Below are 20083 nucleotides of genomic sequence, written 5' to 3' on the forward strand. Positions count from 1 at the left end.
TTTTTAAGGTTAAAAACTAATTCGGACGGTAACTCTTAAATGTTCCATTTACATAAAAAATTACAATTTTATCTATAGTTTCATTTTCACTATTTATGATTGTACTTTGATCTTCTGTTTTTTGTGCTAAAGGTTTGAAAGAAGGATTTTGTATTTTATCCTCTGAAAACAAATCTGAAGGTACTTTTTCAATATCACTAGTAGGGGTAAAATCTGCTTTCACTTTATTAGTAGAATAATCAATCTGTTGATTTTCTGCACCTTTTGGGAAATTTCCTTTTCCATTCAATATCCAATATAAATCTACATCAGGAAATACATCCAGAATTTTAAGAATAAAATCTAAACTAGGTTTATTTCTACCAGAAAGTAAATGGGACAAACTGGAGCGTTGCACCCCAATTTTATCAGCAAACGAAGACGCATTTAAGCTATAATATTCAAGTATAATTTCTAATCGCTTAATAAAATCTTCTATGTTTACCATTGTAAATAACTTTAAATTTAAACTATTTACAAATGTAACTAAAACAAAATAGAAAACCAAAATTACAGATGTAAATTATAAATAAGACACTAATTTATATAGATATAAACTTTATATAAATAACCTTAAAGTATTGATTATATGTTTTTTAAACTAACTTTAATTGAAGTGTAACAATTGTAATTAAAAGCCATGAATAAGAATAGAAAAAACAATGAAAATATGTTTACAGATTCAAATTAACCTCAAAACTTCATGTTTACAATTGTAAATATAAAGATGTTTACTTTTGTAAATCAAATAAAAAATATGAATTTAAACGACTTATTTTTAGAAAATAAAGAGATTTCCATTAGCGGACGCTATATCACTTTGGCGTCAATCGAACCGTTACTAGGAGATCTAAAAAAAAATAATCAAGTAAAAATTATTGGGAAATCTGTTCTTGGGAAGTCAATATATTCAGTGGAAATAGGTACTGGAAAAATGCGTATTTTATTATGGTCGCAAATGCATGGTAATGAAAGTACGACTACAAAAGCCTTGTTTGATTTTTTTAATCTTTTAAAAAGCAGCTCCGAATTAGCAAAAAAATTACTAAATACATTTACTTTTCTAAGTATTCCAATGCTTAATCCTGATGGAGCAGATTTATATACAAGAGAGAATGCTAATAAAATAGATCTCAATAGAGATTCACAAGATCTTACACAGCCTGAAAGCCAGGTATTGCGTAATATTTTTAATCTTTTTAAACCTAATTATTGTTTTAATTTACACGATCAACGCACTATTTTTGGTGTTAACAACTCTGGAAAACCAGCAACACTATCATTTCTTGCTCCTTCTTATAACGAAGAAAGAGAAATCAATAATACTAGATTAAAAGCGATTGAATTAATTGCTGCAGTAAATGGGCAACTTCAGCATTATTTACCAGGTCAAATAGGGCGTTTTGATGATTCATTTAATATTAATTGTATTGGTGATATGTTTCAGCATCTAGGAGTGCCTACTATTTTATTTGAAGCTGGTCATTTTCCTAATGATTACGAGCGTGAAGAAACTCGTAAATTTGTATTTATGGCTTTGGCTTCAAGTTTTATGTCTTTAAGCGAAAACGTTATAGTTGTTAATGGAATTAACAAATACTTGAATATTCCTCAAAATAAAGTTGCTTTTTATGATTTTATTTATAAAAACATCAAAATAAATTATGATGGTATTGAAATAATTACGAATTTTGCGGCACAATACAAAGAAGAGTTAATTGAAAATCATATTAGTTTTAACGCTTATATTGCTAAAATAGGAGACTTGGAACATTTTTTTGGACATTTAGAATACGATGCTAACAATGCCATTTATACAGATAAAGGTGAAAGTATTCCGAATTTGAATCAAAAAGCAGATTTTCGTTTAGGAAATGACATGGAAATTATTAATGGAGTGATAAAAATTTAATTTTTTTTACTTTTTAACAATTATTATGTATATTTTTATACTTTGTTAAAGCACTTAAAAATATTAATATTAGAATTATGAGTAAATTTCGTTTAGATGAAGTAGATCACCAGATACTGGATATGCTGATTGATAACACAAGAGTTCCTTTTACAGACATTGCTAAAAAGTTATTGATTTCGGCAGGTACGGTGCACGTAAGAGTAAAAAAAATGGAGGATGCGGGAATAATTATGGGATCATCATTAGTTCTTGATTATGATAAATTAGGATATTCATTTATAGCTTATGTTGGTGTCTTTTTAAACAATACCTCTCAAACAAAGTTCGTTTTAGAGCGTATTAATGAAATTCCATATGTAACTGTAGCTTCTGTAACAACAGGAAAATTTAATATTTTCTGTAAAATTAGAGCTAAAGATACTAAACATGCTAAAGATGTTATTTTTATGATTGATGATATTGACGGCGTTTATAGAACAGAAACTATGATTTCGCTAGAAGAAAGTATCAACGACAAGAAGCGTTTGATGCACACTATTTTTAAAAATATGTAATCAATCTTGAATCTAATATAGGATAATAGAACCTCAAGTTAATTCTTGAGGTTTTTTTTTGAAAAATTAACCAACTACTACAACTATAACTATAAAAACATGTACACTTTACCTAAAATTGAACGTTTTAATCAAGATGTTCTATCTAAATACAATATTTACAATAGTGTGTTCATCACGTTGCCGTTTGACTCAATAGATAATACAGGTGCTTTATTACCATTATTTACAGATATATGTGACATTGGTTTTAAAAAGCAAGAGACTCCAAAAGAAATAGTCGACTTTTTTGCAGATAAATATTTACATAATCCAACAGAGCAGGATAAAATTGATATTATGTTCAAGTTTATTCAGTATATTGAGCGACAAATTGTATTATTTGACGCAGTTGAAGATGCTGCTTTTCCAGTAGTAAATAATATGGAAGGAAGGGGTTCCCTTCGAGATATAAAAGAAAAATCTGATGCAAAAAACAAACAAGAGGAAGTAATTAATTTTCTTGAGGATTTTCATGTTCGAACCGTATTAACTGCACACCCAACCCAGTTTTATCCTGGAGCAGTTCTAGGAATTATTAATGATTTAACAAATGCCATTCGTAAAAATAATTTATTAGATATTAAACTATTATTAGCGCAATTAGGAAAAACACCATTTATACAAAATGAAAAACCAAATCCTTTTGACGAAGCTGTCAGTTTAATTTGGTACCTGGAAAATGTTTTTTATGAAACTTCTGGAGAAATGGTGCATTATTTACAAAAAAATATTTTTGGTGGAGAATCTATAAAAAACCCAATAATACAACTTGGATTTTGGCCAGGGGGCGATCGTGACGGAAATCCATTTGTTACCACAGAAATTACTTTTAAAGTAGCAGAGCGACTAAGAACTTCTATTTTAAAATGCTACTACATTGAAATCAGGAAATTAAAAAGAAAGTTAACATTTTTAGGCGTAAGTAATTTAGTAAATGAATTGGAACAAAAGCTGTATCGATCTGTATTCTACTCAGTTGGAGAGATTTTTATAACTTTAGATGAATTTAAAGCACAATTAAATAAAATAAAACAGATTATTATTGATCAGCATCAATCATTATATTTAGATGATTTAGATGCACTTTTGATTAAAGTTAATTTGTTTGGCTTTCATTTTGCGTCACTTGATATTAGACAAAATAGTAAAATACATGATTCTGTTTTTAAAGATGTTGTCGATTACTATTTAAATCAAGATTCGACTGTTTTTCCTAGCAATTATTTTGAGCTTAATGAGAAAGAAAAATTTGATGTGCTTTCTAGAGTTAGTGGTAATCTAGATCCAACTATTTTTGAACATGAATTGACACAATTAACAATAGAGTCCATTCAAGCTATTAAAACAATTCAGAATAAGAATGGAGAATATGGTGCTAATCGTTACATTATAAGCAATAATGAAAGCGCGCTAAACGTAATGGAAACTTTTGCTTTATTTCGTTTATGTAACTGGGCTAGTCCTTCTGTTGATATTATTCCGCTTTTTGAATCTGTTGATGATTTGCAAAATGCGCATATAATTATGGAAAAACTTTATACCAATCCTGCTTATGCAAATCATTTAAGTAGCAGAAACTGTGAGCAAACTATAATGTTAGGTTTTTCTGATGGCACAAAAGATGGTGGTTATTTAATGGCAAACTGGAGCATTTATAAAGCGAAAGAAGAACTTACAGCAATTTCAAGAAAATATGGCATGAAAGTTATCTTCTTTGATGGGCGGGGTGGTCCACCGGCTCGTGGTGGTGGAAAAACCCATAAATTTTACGCATCTTTAGGTCCAACGATTGAGAATAATGAAATTCAAGTTACCGTTCAAGGACAAACAATTAGTTCTAATTTTGGTACTTTAGATTCTTGCCGTTATAATTTAGAAAATTTATTGAGTGCCGGAGTTACAAATCAAGTATTTAGTAAAGGGCAAAATGAACTTTCTACTGAAGAGAAAACTATTTTGGATCAATTAGCAGATGCTGGATATGAAAAGTATTTAAGTTTTAAAAATCACCCTAAATTTATTCCATATTTAGAGCAAATGAGTACTTTAAAATACTATGCTAAGACTAATATTGGAAGTCGCCCTTCAAAAAGAAGTAAATCTGCTAATTTAGATTTCGCTGATTTAAGAGCGATTCCTTTTGTAGGGTCTTGGAGTCAATTGAAGCAGAATGTTCCAGGATTTTTTGGTGTTGGTACAGCATTAAAAAAGTTTGAAGAAAATGGTCATTGGACAAAAGTTCAAGATCTATACGATAATTCTTTATTCTTCAAAACTTTATTGGAAAATAGCATGATGTCTTTAGCAAAATCATTTTTCCCATTGACAGCTTACATGCAAAAAGATCCTGAATTTGGTGAATTTTGGCAAATAATTTATGATGAATTTTTAGAAACTAAACGTTTATTATTAAAAATAGCTGGTCATACAACACTAATGGAAAATTATTCAGATGGTAAAGCTTCAATTGAAATTAGAGAACGTATAGTGCTGCCATTGATCACCATACAACAATATGCCTTGTTACGAATTAATGAATTAAATAAAGAAGCTGTTCTAAACGAGCAATTAATTAAAGTTTACGAGAAAATCGTTATGCGATCACTTTTTGGAAATACAAATGCAAGTAGGAATTCAGCTTAAAACAAATAAAAAATGACAGCATCACAATTACCAGTTAACGAATATGCGGAATATTATTTTCAGTATATAAATGTATTAGGAGAGGCAACCTTACTTGAAGAATTAGAAATTTCATTGCATGAATTTATCCGCTTTGTTCAAAATATTCCTATGGACAAGTTTGATTATCGTTATGCCGAAGGAAAATGGACAATCAAGGAAATTATTCAGCATGTGATAGATACCGAACGTATTTTTGCGTATCGAGCGTTGCGCATTTCAAGAAATGATACAACACCTCTTCCCGGATTTGACGAAAATGAATATATAAATAATACCGCAGCCAATGCGCGAGGAATTCAGGATTTATTAACTGAATTTTCCGCAGTGAGACACTCTAATATTTACTTGTTCAAAAGCTTATCTATCGAGCAATTAGAAAGAATGGGCATAGCTTCAAATGCTGGAGTCTCAGTTCGAGCAATTGGTTTTATACTAATTGGTCATCAAAAACACCATCAAAACATATTTGAAGAAAGATATCTATAATTTAGATTTTAAAGGCAGACCAAATTTTTAACTTTTTTTCGAATGACATAGTATTTGCGGGACTTGTAGAAGGCATTAAGAAATATGTTATGCCTTCTACTTGTCCAAATTTTTTATAAAAAAATTTATGGCTTTCCTTTCCATTGAAAACAATTTTATTTATTTTGGGGAATTGATCAACTAACATTTTAAAATCATTTTCTTGATAATTTTTAATGTGAATATCTATACTGCCTTTTCTTTCGCAATTTTTTAGCACATCCCATAGTCCGATATCATTTTTTTGAAGTACTTCAATTCTTTCATTGTAATTGTTGGAAACAGGTACGGTAGAAAAGAGAGTGAAAATGATTTTTCAAAAATGATTACTGGGATTTGCATAGTATTCTTGTTTCTCCAGCGATGTTACGCCAGGCATTGTCGCCAAAATGAGAGTTTGATTCGAAAAATTTACAATTGGTAAAAAAGATTGAATCATATTTTTTTATTAAATTGAAAGCTCTTTTTTTCAATTATTGCTAATCCTAAGCGGATTTTTCCATAATCTATTTTTTCTTCAAAATAGTCAAAATAAGGTTTTAAAGTTTCTGGAGAGTCAAGTTGATTTTTTGCAAAAGCAATTTTTTGTACTTCATTATTTGATACAAATGGAGACAGGTCTATAGCTTCGCCATCACTATAAAGTTTGGCTAAATGAGACATTATGGTGCTTAATCCTAATTTTCTTTTTTCGGCGATTGCTTCAATAGATAATCCACTAGTATACATTTCTAATGTTTCTTGATAAGTTGTTCCTTCTTTCTTTTTTTTTGTAACTTTTGCTTTTTGAAATTCAATTATGGCTTTTATAAAAGAATCACCATATTTTTCAAGTTTTGCTTTTCCAACCCCATCAATTGATAATAATTCTTCGTCGCTCATTGGTCTTTCTGTTTCCATTTGACGTAAAGCGGCATCACTAAAAATAACATAGGCAGGAACTTCCTCTTCTTTAGAAATTTCGTATCGTAATTTTCTTAAAATTTCAAATAGTGAATTTTTAGATGATTTGGCTTTAGTCTCTTTAACTTGTTGTTTATCTATAGATTTCTGAACGTTAGTTAATTCAACTTTCTCGCCCTCAAAAAGTACTTTTTTGGCAAAAGCCGTTAATCTAATTTTATTCTGTTGATCAAAAGCTATTTCGCAATAACCTAAATTGATAAGTTGAATCAAATATTGATTCCAATTGAACCACGAAAGGTCATTGCCTACAGCATAAGTCTTTAAAAGTTGATATTCTTTTTCATATATATAAGCATTTTTTGAACCACGTAAAAAATCTATAATAACGGCTAATGGCTCTGACTCCTTTAAACGTATTATTGCTGATAATGCTTTTTGAGCAATAACAGTTCCATCAAAAAATAAAGGCGGATTTTTACAAATATCGCAATTTCCACAATTGTCGTTTACTAGTTCACCAAAATACGAAAGTAAAATTTTACGGCGACAGCTCAATGCATCGGCGTATTGTTTCATTCTTTCCAATTTTGCCAACTGAACTTCAGCATTTAAGCCTTGTGAAGCAAATTTTTGTAACTGAATTACATCGCCATAACTTTCAAACAATACCGTTTCAGATGGTAATCCGTCACGACCAGCACGACCAATTTCTTGATAATAGCCTTCAATATTTTTAGGTAAATTATAATGAATCACCCACCGAACATTCGATTTATCAATTCCCATCCCAAAAGCAATGGTTGCACATACCACTTGGCAATCATCATTAATAAACTGATCTTGAGTTTTAGATCTAATTTTCCCATCTAAACCGGCATGATACGCTTTAGCATTTATCCCTGTTTTTTGTAATTTTTCAGCAAGTTCTTCAGTTGTCTTGCGGCTCAAGCAGTAAATAATTCCTGACTCATTTGGTTTGTCTTTAATAAAATCTATTATCTGTTTTACTCTATCCAAGGCTGGTCTTACTTCTAGACTTAGATTTTTTCGATCAAATGACGCGACAAATATTTGAGGATTTACGAAGTTTAATTGAGTGCTAATATCCTTACGGGTAGCTTTATCAGCAGTTGCAGTCAAAGCTAAGATTGGAGTGGAAGGAAAGCGATTTTTAAGATATCCTAAATTAGTATAAGCTGGACGAAAATCATGTCCCCAAGCTGAAATACAGTGCGCTTCATCTATAGCAATAAGACTTACTGTCATAGTATTAAAAAGATTATCTAAAAAAGATAAACTTTCCGGAGCTACATAAACCAATTTAATTTTATTAGATTTCAAGCTTTCAATGTAAAACTGTCGTTCATTTTCTGTTTGACTACTGTTAATAAAGCAAGCTTCAATTCCATTTGCCTTCAAGCTATCTACTTGATCTTTCATTAAAGCTATCAGCGGCGAAATCACAATAGTGATTCCTTCAAAAAGTAAAGCGGGTAATTGAAAACAAATAGATTTTCCACCACCAGTGGGCATAATTGCTAATGTATCTTGACCAGATAAAATACAATTTATTATTTCTTCTTGGTTAGGTCTAAATTTTTCAAAACCAAAGTTTTCCTTTAATGTGGAATGTAAAATTGCAGTTGTCATTGTGGCGTATATTTTGAACTAAAGTAATAAAAAAAGGAACTCAATTACGAGTTCCTTTAAATTGTATTTTAATGACAAGTTGAATTAATCTTCATCATCTTGATCATCATCTTCATCTATAAAATCTTTTTCATCAGCGTCATAATCATCGTCATCGTCTCCTGAGTCAGAATCTGGCTTGTCATCATCATCATCATCATCATCTAGATCATCATCTAAATCTAAACCTTTCATTGGCTCAACAACTTCATCAATTAGTAATTCATCATCCTCATCGTAATTTTCAATTCGATCAGAAAGTTTTGTACTAACTTTTACGAGATAAATTGTGTCATCAGTGCGAACTTCGACTGCTTCAATCAATTCATTTTTGGCATTTCTAAAACTGATAATGTTTGAATCATCATAACCATCAGGAAATTTTTCCACTAATAAATTTAAAATCTCGTGGGTAAGTTTCGCGTAATCTACTATTACTCTTTTCATAAATATTCTATAGGTCTAACAAATAAGCGAAAATTAAAGGTACTACTATTGTAGCATCTGACTCAATTATAAATTTAGGGGTTTTAATATCTAATTTACCCCATGTAATTTTTTCGTTTGGGACAGCTCCAGAATACGATCCATAGCTAGTTGTTGAATCTGAAATTTGACAGAAATAACTCCAAAAAGGAACATCATGCATTTCCATATCTTGATACAACATAGGTACAACACAAATAGGGAAATCTCCAGCAATACCCCCACCAATTTGAAAGAAACCAACACCTTTACTACTATTTTTTGGATACCATTCAGAAAGAAAAATCATGTACTCAATACCTGATTTCATTGTTGATGCTTTTAAATCTCCTTTAATTACATAAGAAGCAAAAATATTTCCCATTGTACTGTCTTCCCAACCCGGTACAATTATAGGTAAATTTTTCTCTGCAGCAGCATACATCCAGCTATCTTTTAAGTCAATTTCATAATATTCCTCAAGAACACCAGAAAGTAGCATTTTATACATAAATTCATGAGGAAAGTATCTCTCGCCTTTTTCTTCAGCATCTTTCCAAATTTTATAAATGTGCTTTTGCAAACGACGGAATGCCTCATGCTCTGGAATACAAGTATCTGTGACGCGATTTAATCCTCTTTCCATCAAATCCCATTCTTCCTGAGGTGTCAAGTCACGATAATTTGGTACTCTTTCATAATGTGAATGAGCTACTAAATTCATGATATCTTCCTCAAGATTTGCTCCTGTACAAGAAATGATATGAACTTTATCCTGACGAATTATTTCAGCGAAGATTTTTCCAATTTCGGCAGTACTCATTGCACCAGCCATTGTTACCATCATTTTCGCTCCGTTAGCTAATTGTTCTTCGTAAGCTTTAGCTGCGTCAACTAAAGATGCAGAGTTGAAATGCAAATAATGCTTTTCAATAAACTGACTAATAGGTCCTTTGCTCATTTTTTATAATTTTATTTTCTCGTATTTAATTTCACAACGTATTTTCAAATTTAATAAAATAAATTTGAAACACGTACTTATAAATGTTGTTTACTTTATTTTTTGTGGTAACCTAATATTTGTAATACCTCGTCGGCGGTTTGCTGCTCAGAGAAAACTTCGGTGGCTAAAATTCCATTTTCATCTCGATCTATCAAAATATGTTTAGGTTGTGGAATCAAGCAATGGTGTAAGCCTCCATATCCGCCTATGGTTTCCTGATATGCTCCAGTATTAAAAAAACCTATATACAGTGGTTTTTCTTTGTTGTATTTAGGCAAATAGATGGCATTCATATTTTGCTCTGAGTTATAGTAATCGTCGCTGTCACAAGTCAATCCACCTAATAATACTCGCTCGTAGGTTTCGTTCCAGCGATTCACAGCTAGCATTATAAAACGCTTATTTATTGCCCAAGTATCAGGCAAGGTTGTGATAAAAGAGGAATCAATCATATTCCATTTCTCTCTATCATTTTGTTGTTTCTGATATAACACCTGATATATTGCGCCACCGCTTTCTCCAACGGTAAATGATCCAAATTCAGTAAAAATATTGGGAACATTAACTTCAGCCTCATCACAAGCAATTTTTATTTGATTGATAATTTCATCAATCATATATTGATAATCAAAATCGAATGCTAATGAATTTTTGATTGGGAAGCCACCACCTATATTTAATCCATCTAACGATGGACATTCCTTTTTTAAAGCAACATAAACTTTTATACATTTAACAAGCTCGTTCCAATAATACGCAGTATCATTGATCCCAGTATTTATAAAAAAGTGCAACATTTTAAGTTCCAAATTTTTATTGTCTTGAATTTGCTTTTTGTAAAAGCTAACAATGTTTTTATATCCAATTCCAAGACGTGAAGTGTAAAACTCAAATTTTGGTTCTTCTTCTGCTGCAATTCGTATTCCTATTTTGAATTTCCCTTTTATTTCAGCCTGTAATAAATCCAGTTCTTCGTAATTATCTATTATTGGAATGGTATTCTTATGCCCATTATTGATCAAGCGAGCAATATTTTCAATATATTGATCTCTTTTAAATCCGTTACAAATCACGTAAGTGCTTTTATTGATTTTGCCATTAACTAATAAGTTTTCGACAATATTAATATCAAAAGCAGACGACGTTTCAATATGAATGTTATTTTTAAAAGCTTCATTCATTATATACTCAAAATGAGAACTTTTTGTACAATAGCAGTAGTAATACTTTGCCTCATACTTATTTTTCTCCATCGATTTTCTAAACCATGCTTTGGCTTTGTTGATATTATTTGAAATCTGTGGCAAATAGGTAAATTTTAAAGGTGTACCATATTGCTCAACTAACTTCATCAAATCAATATTATGAAATTGAAGGTTTTCTTTGTTTAATTTAAATTCTTCTTGAGGGAAATAATAGGTTTGATTGATTAAATCAGAATATTTTGTATTCATTAGTTTTTGATATTATAGATTAGAATATTTGAAAAAGACTATATCTAAAAAATCAAACTCGAATATTAGCATAAATAATTTGAAGCTTTTCATGATCAGCCTTCAAATATTGAAAGATGTCAAAACTAAAGTTACCCTTAATAGAGTAAAACCGTTTTAATATTCTTAAAAAAGAAATTTTTTTTCGAGTTTTACTAGAACTATAACTGCGTTTGTTTTGACATTTTTTCATTGGTGCAAATGTAAAAAATAATATAAACACTGCGCGTGCTTTTTATTAAAATTTATTACGATTTATAATCTTGAAACGCTTTAAGAATTAATTCATTTTCAACGGATTGATTAATTTTTATTTTTCCTATTCCTTCTATTAATGCAAACTGTATACTGCCATATTCGTTTTTCTTGTCATGGATTAGCAGATCAAGTATCGGATCGATATCTTTTTCGTCAAAAATTATAGTATCATAAATTGATTTCAAGCAAGATTTTATCTCCTTATAATCATCTTGAGTAATTAGTTTATTACTCCAAGATATATAACTTTCTAAAATCATTCCTACCGCAATTGCTTCGCCATGAAGTAATGTTTTTTTATTTTCGTTCTCTAGAAAATAACTCTCGATAGCGTGACCTAATGTGTGACCAAAATTCAAAGATTTGCGAATATTTTTTTCAGTTGGATCTTGGGTAACAATTTCATTTTTTATTTCAACAGATCGATAAATCAAGGAATCGAAATCGGCAAAATCAACTGATTTCAAGTCGAGAAATTGTTGCCAATATAATTTATCGTAAATCAAACCATGTTTTAACATTTCAGCAAGGCCTGAGCGCATTTCATTTTGCGGAACTGTTTCAAGATATTGTGTATCAATAAGTACCATCTTTGGTACATTGATGACTCCAATTTGGTTTTTTAAATTCCCTAAATCAACACCATTTTTTCCACCTACTGATGCATCTACCATTGCAAGCAAAGTAGTTGGAATATGTATAAAATCAATTCCACGTTTAAAAGTAGAAGCTACAAAACCTCCTAAATCAGTAACAACTCCACCACCTAAATTAATTATTAATGTTTTTCGGTCAGCGCCAAGTTCCGTTAGCACATTCCAAATTTGGACACAAGTCTCGATATTTTTATTGTGTTCGCCAGCTTCAAATTCGATGATTTCAATTGTTAAATCTGTTTCCAGAAATGGTAAAAAATAAGGCAGACAAAGCTCATTTGTATTGTTGTCTACAATTATAAAGATATTGGAATATTTATTTTCTATTAAATGAAGGTTTAACTGTTCATATCCTTTTACGTTAAAATGAACTAGATAATTATTGGCTTGAATTGAATGCATTTTCTATATTTTGTTATTATTACAAAATAAGGTAATTTTTGCTGAATAATATTTAAAACTCTCTATATATTTGTACACAAAAAATCAAACGGATGGAAAAATTATTTGATAATACACAAGTTGCATTTGCATTAAAAAGTGATACGGAGCTGGATAGGGCTTATTTTCTTTTTAAAATGATCGATAATCAACCGTTAGTTCGAATAGGAACTGCGGTAACTAACTTTGCTTTAAAAGCAAACCTTCCGGTTGAAGGATTAATTCGAGCAACTGTATTTGACCACTTTTGCGGTGGTATAAATGAAGTTGATTGCCTTTCGGTGGTTGATAAATTATATACAAAAGGAGTTTCTTCAGTACTTGATTATTCTGTAGAAGGAAAAGAGGAAGAAGGTCAATTTGATGCGGCTTTAGAAATGACATTAAAAACAATTGAATTTGCCAAAGAGCGTTTAGCCATCCCTTTTGCGGTTTTTAAACCAACTGGTTTTGGAAGATTTGAATTATATGAAAAAATTGGTGCAAAGCAAACTTTAAAACTTTCAGAACAAGAGGAATGGAGTAGAGTTATAAAACGTTTTGACACTGTATGCAGCGAAGCTCATAAAAAAAATGTAGCCTTATTAATTGATGGTGAAGAGAGTTGGATGCAAGATGCTGCAGATGATCTAGTTATGCAGATGATGCAAAAATACAACAAAGATAAATGTATTGTTTTTAACACTTTGCAATTATATCGCTGGGATCGTTTGGATTATTTGAAAAAATTGCAGGAGAAAGCTAAAAGCGAGGGTTTTTATATTGGTATGAAATTAGTTCGTGGTGCGTACATGGAAAAAGAAATAGCACGTGCTGTTGAAAAAGGTTATCCATCACCAATTTGTGAAACTAAAGAAGCAACAGATAAAAATTATGATGAAACTGTAATTTACATGACAAATCATTTAGATCAAATGTCAATTTTTGCAGGAACACACAATGAATTAAGCACTTATAAATTGATGGACTTAATGCAGCAAAAAGCTATTAAAAGCAATGATAATAGAATTTGGTTTGGTCAATTATACGGAATGAGCGATAATATCAGTTATAATTTAGCTGCAAATGGTTATAATGTTGCTAAGTATTTACCATTTGGTCCAGTAAAAGATGTTATGCCGTACCTGATTCGTCGCGCTGAAGAAAACACTTCGGTAGCAGGACAAACAAGTCGTGAATTATCGATGATAAAAACGGAGCGAAAAAGAAGGAAAGAAAATAATAATTAGTGATTAGTTAATCTAAAGATATAAAAAGCTCCAGTTTTCTAATTGGAGCTTTTTGATTTATAATTACATTGACTATTAACAATTGAATAGATTTAGATTAAAGTTTATGAATTACTAAACTGTAAATTACTTAGATTTTTATAGATTCCGTTTTCTAATGTGATTAACTCTTGATGAGTTCCTTGTTCAGAAATTGTTCCATTATCTAAAACTAAAATTTGATCAGCACTTCGTATAGTTGAAAGTCTATGCGCAATAATTATGCTTGTTCGTCCTTCCATTAAAATTTCTAATGCTTCTTGAACTAACTTTTCACTTTCACTATCTAAAGAAGACGTTGCTTCATCTAAAATTAAAATACTTGGATTTTTTAATAAAGCTCGTGCAATTGCAATACGCTGTCTTTGACCACCAGATAATTTAATTCCTCTTTCACCTACAAGCGTTTCAAATTTTTCAGGAAAACTTTCAATAAAATTGTATGCATTGGCTTGTTTTGCTGCTAATAGAATTTCTGCTTCTGATGCGTCCGGTTTACCGTAAGCAATATTCTCTTTAATCGTTCCTCCAAATAATATCACATCTTGAGGAACGATACTCATATTACCACGAAGTTGTTCTAGGTCAAAATTATAAATATTTTTTCCGTCAACTAATATTTCTCCGCTATCAACATTATAAAACCTCAGTAATAATGAGGCAATTGTTGATTTTCCTGTTCCACTTGGACCAACAATCGCTATTTTTTGACCAAATTTTGCAGTGAAATTAACATCTTTTAAAACTTTAATCTCCTTACGGGACGGATAACTAAATTCTACATTCTTAAAGGTAACATCGCCTTTTATTTTTTGAGTAGCTGCATTTTGAACTGAATTTATTTTTTCAGGAGATTCATCTAATAATTCAAATACGCGCTCAGTTGCACCAATTGCTTTTTGAATTTGCGCATAAAGCTCAGCAATTCCTCCAAAAGAAGCGCCTACAAAAGTAGAGTACAATACAAATGAAATTAATTGTCCAACACTCATTTCTCCGCTAATACTCAAACGAACACCAAACCATACTACAGCGACAATGGCACCAAATAAGCAGAAAATAATAAAGGATGCAAAGTAACCTCGATATTTTCCGCCTTTTATTGCAATAGTAACAACTTCCTTGATTTTACCATTATAACGAGCAATCTCGTACCATTCATTGGCGAAAGCCTTTACAATAGAAATTCCTTGCATGGTTTCCTCAACTATAACTTGGCTTTCAGCGACTTTATCTTGAACGCTCTTTGAATATTTTCTAATAAATCTACCAAAAATTACTGCCGCAACGGCAACAAGCGGTACAACAGATAGCATCAAAAGTGTGAGTTTGATACTTTCATTTGCTAGTAATAAGACACCTCCAATAATTAGAATGAATTGTCTTAAAAATTCCGCAATTGTTGAAGTTAACGTGTCTTGTATTTGAGTTATATCGGAACTGATGCGGCTGTTTAATTCTCCAACCCTTTTCTGAGAAAAAAACGACATTGGAAGTTTTACTAAATTACTGTATAAAGCTAGTCTCAAGTTTGCTAAAGTATGTTCGGTAAAATTCACAAATAGATAGAGTCTAAAAAAAGAGAAAATGGATTGCATAAATAATATGACCACTAAGCCAAGCGCTATATAATTAGCTTGAGACATGTCTTTATTTTTAACACAATCGATAAGCATTCCCATCAATTTAGGAAAGGCTAGGGCAGTAGCACCAGTGAAGAGCAAAAAAACCAAACCAACATAAAATTTCCATTTATGATTACCCGCATATTTAAAAATAATTAGTGCTTTATTGAGTGATGTAGCTGTTATTTTTGATTTGGGTAAATCGTTTTCTTTAAATCGTGCCATTATTTATTTTTTATGCAGCAAATGTAAGACTATAGCAACTCAATACAAAAAAATCATATTGATTAGTCTCTTATTTAAAATGCTGTAAAAGAGTGGAAAAGAAAATTTAGAATAATTTTTATATTTTTATTTTTAAAAAGTGCTTGTGAATACCATTTCTAAATGTATATTTGCACCAGCAGTAAAGGAAACGAAATTGCTGAAAAACATAAGGGCGATTAGCTCAGCTGGTTCAGAGCACCTCGTTTACACCGAGGGGGTCGGGGGTTCGAACCCCTCATCGCCCACAAAACTCCTCAAGATATTGAGGAGTTTTTTTATGAAATTAATGTTCAAACTGTTCGCAATTGTTATGACAAATAAAACATAGTTTAAGATCAAATAAAACGATGTCAATTATCTGTTTAAGATTTTTAATGTGACCAAATTTTTAATGAAGATTAAAATAGTATTATATTTGATTTTGAATGTAAAAATAACCAACAAAATAATATGAAATTACTTGAAGGAAAAGTAGCTATAATTACAGGCGCTAGTCGTGGAATTGGCAAGGGAGTTGCAGAGGTATTTGCCAAACATGGTGCAAATATTGCTTTTACTTATAGTTCATCTGTTGAGTCAGCTAATGCATTAGAAAATGAGTTAAACGCTCTTGGAATTAAAGCAAAAGGATATCAATCTGATGCGTCGGATTTTAATCAAGCACAAATTTTTGTTGATGCAGTATTAGCTGAATTTGGAACGGTTGATATTTTAATTAACAATGCTGGAATAACGAAAGACAACTTATTAATGCGCATGTCAGAAGAAGATTTTGATAAGGTGATTGATGTTAATTTGAAGTCGGTATTCAATATGACAAAGGCTATCCAACGAACTTTCTTAAAACAACGTTCTGGCTCAATTATAAATATGAGTTCAGTTGTTGGAGTCAAAGGGAATGCAGGACAAACGAATTATGCGGCTTCAAAAGCGGGTGTTATTGGTTTCTCTAAATCAGTAGCTTTAGAATTAGGCTCGCGCAATATTCGTTGTAATGTTATTGCTCCGGGATTTATCGAAACTGAGATGACAGCTAAACTAAATGAAGATGTTGTTAAAGGGTGGAGAGACGGAATTCCATTGAAACGCGGCGGAACTACCGAAGATGTTGCTAATGCTTGTTTATTTTTTGCATCTGACATGAGTGCTTATGTAACTGGTCAAGTGATGAACGTATGCGGAGGAATGCTTACATAATGATGAATTCAACTATTGTAAAATTCAAAAAATTAAAGACTTTAAGATAAATGATTATTTATTTTTTTGACCTTATGTTTTTATTATAAAAATATGACAACAAACAGCATCCTACTATTATTACTTTCTTTATTAATAGCGGGCGTCTTGTCTTATTTTCAGTACATTTACAAAGCCAAAAATAAATCAAGTGTCGGTTTGTTTTTGGCTTTTTTACGTTTTTTAGCGATTTTTGGAATTCTATTATTACTAATTAATCCAATTATTACTAAAAAGACACTAGAAATAGTAAAAACACCCCTGCCAATTGTAATAGACAATTCCAGTTCTATTGCTTTTTTAAAGTCAGACGCCAAAGTTCTAGAACTCTATAAAAAAATTAAAGCTAATGGTGATTTACAGGAGAAATTTGACTTGCAATCCTACCAATTTGCAGATGAATTTCAAGCTTCGGAAACATTTAACTTTAAAGGAAGTCAGTCTAATATTGACCTTGTTGCAAAAAATTTAAAAAGTATTTACAAAAACAAAATTCATCCAACAGTTTTAATATCGGATGGAAATCAAACATCGGGTAATGATTACGTATATAGTTTTGGCGATGTAAATAAAGTTTATCCTATTGTTATAGGCGATACCACTACTTTTTTAGATTTTAAAATCAATCAGCTCAACGTCAATAAATATGCATTTCAAAAGAATAAATTTCCTGTCGAAGCTTTTTTAAATTACTCAGGAACTAAAACTGTTACAGCTGATTTTGTTATTTCTCAAGGAAATTCTGTTATTACTAAACAATCCATTTCTTTTTCTCCATCCAAAAGAACGGCAAGTGTAAATATTCTTTTACCGGCTGATAAAATAGGTGTTCAAGTTTTTAAAGCGAGTATCTTGTCTAAAGAAAAAGAAATAAACACATACAACAATACGAAGAACTTTGCAGTTGAAGTAATTGATCAAAAAACGAATATCGCTATTGTTTCAGCAATAAATCATCCTGATGTAGGAGCTCTAAAAAGAGCAATTGAATCTAATGCGCAGCGTAAAGTGACAATACTTAAAATTAACGATGTTAATGCATTACAAGATTTTAATGTGGTGATTTTATATCAACCCACAACAGCGTTTAAAAAGATATTTGAAAATAATAAATTAGCACAAGTAAATACATTTATAATTACAGGTAACAGTACTGATTTTAATTTTTTAAATCAGCAACAAAATAATTTAGTTTTTAAAATGAGCGGTGGTAAAGAAGATTATCTAACTATTTTTAATCCTCAATTTAATTTATTTGCAGCAGAAAATATTGGCTTTGAAAATTTACCACCATTGCAAAATTCTTTTGGATCAATTACAATAAACGGTGCTGTATCTATTATGCTTTCTTCTAAAATTAGAAATTTAGAAACTAATTCTCCATTGCTTGCTTTTACAGAAAATCAGAACAAAAGAGCAGCTTATTTGCTGGGTGAAAATAGCTGGAAATGGCGACTACAGACTCATATTAACAATCAGTCCTTTGAAAAGTACGATATTTTTATTGATAAAATAATTCAATTCTTAGCTTCTAATGCTATAAAAAAATCACTGGTTGTTGAGCATGAACGCTTTTATAATTTTGGTGATGCATTAGAAATTACAGCTCAATATTTCAATAAAAATTATGAGTTTGATGAAAAAGCACGTTTAACTATCGCGGTTACTAATAATAAAACGAAACAAACTAAAAATTACGATTTACTAAAAGGGAATAACCTTTACAAAGTAAATTTGGATGGACTCAAAGCAGGAGCTTATAACTTTACGGTAAAGGAATTGATTTCCAACTCTGTTTATTCTAGTAGTTTTGAAATTCTTGATTTTGATATTGAAAAACAATTTGTAAATCCCGATGTAGAAAAGCTAACTCAATTAGCATTACAAACACAAGGAAAAGAATTTTATCCTAATCAAATTGATGTGTTAATTAAAACACTTTTAGAAAATGACGATTATAAAGCAATACAAAAAGATGTAGTAACTAAAACACCTCTGATTGATTGGATTTGGCTACTAATAATTATCGTTAGTTTGCTTGCAACAGAGTGGTTTGTTCGTAAATATAATGGCTTGCTTTAATAAAATTATAGAAGTAAAAGCATGGATTTTAGATTTAAAGTTTTTTATACGGTCGCAAACCGTTTGAGTTTTACTAAAGCGGCGGCAGAGTTGTTTATTACTCAGCCTGCAATTTCTAAGCACATACAAGAATTAGAGGAGGAATATAAAATTAAACTTTTTGATAGAAATGGTTCTAAAATTTCCATTACTATAGCTGGCAAAGTATTGCTAAAACATACTAAAAGGATTTTTGAAATTTATCGGGAAATTGATTTTGATATGAGTGCGCTAATTAATGAACGAAGCGGATTACTACGAATAGGAGCAAGTACAACAATTTCTCAATATATAATTCCACCTCTCTTAGCACAATTCCATCAAAAAATGGAAAATAGCACTATTAATTTAGTAAACGGAAATACGGAGCAAATAGAAAATGCTTTACTAAACAAGGAAATTGAACTTGGAATTGTTGAAGGACAATCTAAAAATACATCTATAAAGTACACTCCCTTTTTAAAAGATGAATTAGTTTTAGTATGTAAAAGCTCAAATTCATTAACAAATCTAGAAGAATTAACGCAAGAAGATTTAAAGAAAATGAGTTTTTTGATTAGGGAACAAGGATCAGGAACACTTGATGTTATTGCACACGCATTAAAACCGCTTGAACTCAATTTTAATGATTTAACTATCGAAATGCAACTAGGCGGTACCGAAAATATAAAATCATATTTATTAAATTCTGATTGTGTCGCTTTTATATCTATCCATGCCATACAAAAAGAATTGAAGAACAACGAACTCACAATACTTGATGTGAAAAATCTTAGCATTGAACGTTATTTTTACATAATCAGTCTTCAAGGGATTAAAGATTCGTTGTCTGAGTTATTTATAAAGCATATGTTTAGTCATTATAACATTACGTTATACTAGATTATTTTTTATG

General features: G+C 30.7%; 16 protein-coding genes and 1 tRNA gene. 9 read left to right on the forward strand and 8 right to left on the reverse strand.

What is annotated here, in order from left to right:
- Positions 1-16: 16 nt before the first annotated feature.
- The gene (locus BUA99_RS10075) at positions 17-487 is read right to left on the reverse strand and encodes a helix-turn-helix transcriptional regulator (RefSeq protein WP_072991692.1); all 471 of its coding nucleotides are present in this window, start codon (positions 485-487) and stop codon (positions 17-19) included.
- 309 nt (positions 488-796) lie between these two features.
- Between BUA99_RS10075 and BUA99_RS10080 the strand changes: the two genes are divergently transcribed.
- From BUA99_RS10080 to BUA99_RS10095, 4 genes are all read left to right on the forward strand, one after another.
- Positions 797-1951 carry a M14 family metallopeptidase gene (locus tag BUA99_RS10080; protein WP_072992119.1) on the forward strand — a complete coding sequence of 385 codons (1155 nt, stop codon included), beginning with the start codon at positions 797-799 and terminating at the stop codon, positions 1949-1951.
- Positions 1952-2028: 77 nt separating this feature from the next.
- Positions 2029-2508, forward strand: a complete 480-nt coding sequence (locus BUA99_RS10085; RefSeq protein WP_066082003.1) for an Lrp/AsnC family transcriptional regulator — start codon at positions 2029-2031, stop codon at positions 2506-2508.
- Positions 2509-2607: 99 nt separating this feature from the next.
- Complete coding sequence (locus tag BUA99_RS10090) at positions 2608-5193, forward strand: phosphoenolpyruvate carboxylase (protein WP_072991695.1); 2586 nt, start codon at positions 2608-2610, stop codon at positions 5191-5193.
- A gap of 12 nt (positions 5194-5205) precedes the next feature.
- Entirely contained in the window at positions 5206-5721 is a 516-nt protein-coding gene (locus tag BUA99_RS10095; RefSeq protein WP_072991698.1) for a DinB family protein, read from the forward strand.
- A 1-nt stretch (position 5722) separates the two neighbouring features.
- Here BUA99_RS10095 and BUA99_RS15375 read toward each other — a convergent pair whose 3' ends face one another.
- The 6 genes from BUA99_RS15375 to aroB all read right to left on the reverse strand — a co-directional run bounded on the left by BUA99_RS15375 (position 5723) and on the right by aroB (position 12632).
- Positions 5723-6073, reverse strand: a complete 351-nt coding sequence (locus BUA99_RS15375; protein ID WP_317045038.1) for a DNA-deoxyinosine glycosylase — start codon at positions 6071-6073, stop codon at positions 5723-5725.
- A 122-nt stretch (positions 6074-6195) separates the two neighbouring features.
- Positions 6196-8316, reverse strand: coding sequence for a DNA helicase RecQ (recQ, locus tag BUA99_RS10105; RefSeq protein WP_072991700.1), 2121 nt, complete (start codon positions 8314-8316; stop codon positions 6196-6198).
- Positions 8317-8400: 84 nt separating this feature from the next.
- Complete coding sequence (locus BUA99_RS10110; RefSeq protein WP_072991703.1) at positions 8401-8802, reverse strand: DNA primase; 402 nt, start codon at positions 8800-8802, stop codon at positions 8401-8403.
- Positions 8803-8809: 7 nt separating this feature from the next.
- Positions 8810-9781, reverse strand: a complete 972-nt coding sequence (locus tag BUA99_RS10115) for a deoxyhypusine synthase family protein (protein WP_072991706.1) — start codon at positions 9779-9781, stop codon at positions 8810-8812.
- A 95-nt stretch (positions 9782-9876) separates the two neighbouring features.
- A complete protein-coding gene (locus tag BUA99_RS10120) occupies positions 9877-11277 on the reverse strand; it encodes a type III PLP-dependent enzyme domain-containing protein (protein ID WP_072991710.1) in 1401 nt (466 codons plus the stop codon).
- 287 nt (positions 11278-11564) lie between these two features.
- The gene (gene aroB, locus BUA99_RS10130; protein WP_072991716.1) at positions 11565-12632 is read right to left on the reverse strand and encodes a 3-dehydroquinate synthase; all 1068 of its coding nucleotides are present in this window, start codon (positions 12630-12632) and stop codon (positions 11565-11567) included.
- Between the two features lie 92 nt (positions 12633-12724).
- On the opposite strand from aroB, the gene BUA99_RS10135 reads away from it, so the two are divergent.
- Complete coding sequence (locus tag BUA99_RS10135) at positions 12725-13900, forward strand: proline dehydrogenase family protein (protein ID WP_072991719.1); 1176 nt, start codon at positions 12725-12727, stop codon at positions 13898-13900.
- 104 nt (positions 13901-14004) lie between these two features.
- Here the strand turns inward: BUA99_RS10135 and BUA99_RS10140 are convergent, their stop codons facing one another.
- Positions 14005-15789, reverse strand: a complete 1785-nt coding sequence (locus tag BUA99_RS10140; RefSeq protein ID WP_072991721.1) for an ABC transporter ATP-binding protein — start codon at positions 15787-15789, stop codon at positions 14005-14007.
- A 212-nt stretch (positions 15790-16001) separates the two neighbouring features.
- Between BUA99_RS10140 and BUA99_RS10145 the strand changes: the two genes are divergently transcribed.
- The 4 genes from BUA99_RS10145 to BUA99_RS10160 all read left to right on the forward strand — a co-directional run bounded on the left by BUA99_RS10145 (position 16002) and on the right by BUA99_RS10160 (position 20070).
- Positions 16002-16076, forward strand: a tRNA-Val gene (locus tag BUA99_RS10145).
- Between the two features lie 205 nt (positions 16077-16281).
- Positions 16282-17028: a 3-oxoacyl-[acyl-carrier-protein] reductase gene (gene fabG / locus BUA99_RS10150; RefSeq protein WP_072991723.1), complete on the forward strand. Its 747-nt coding sequence runs from the start codon at positions 16282-16284 to the stop codon at positions 17026-17028.
- Between the two features lie 93 nt (positions 17029-17121).
- On the forward strand, positions 17122-19149 hold the full coding sequence (locus tag BUA99_RS10155; RefSeq protein ID WP_072991726.1) for a hypothetical protein: 2028 nt from the start codon (positions 17122-17124) through the stop codon (positions 19147-19149).
- Between the two features lie 21 nt (positions 19150-19170).
- A complete protein-coding gene (locus tag BUA99_RS10160; protein WP_072991729.1) occupies positions 19171-20070 on the forward strand; it encodes a LysR family transcriptional regulator in 900 nt (299 codons plus the stop codon).
- Positions 20071-20083: the final 13 nt, after the last annotated feature.

The organism is Flavobacterium segetis (genome assembly GCF_900129575.1).
Classification (GTDB): Bacteria; Bacteroidota; Bacteroidia; order Flavobacteriales; family Flavobacteriaceae; genus Flavobacterium; species Flavobacterium segetis.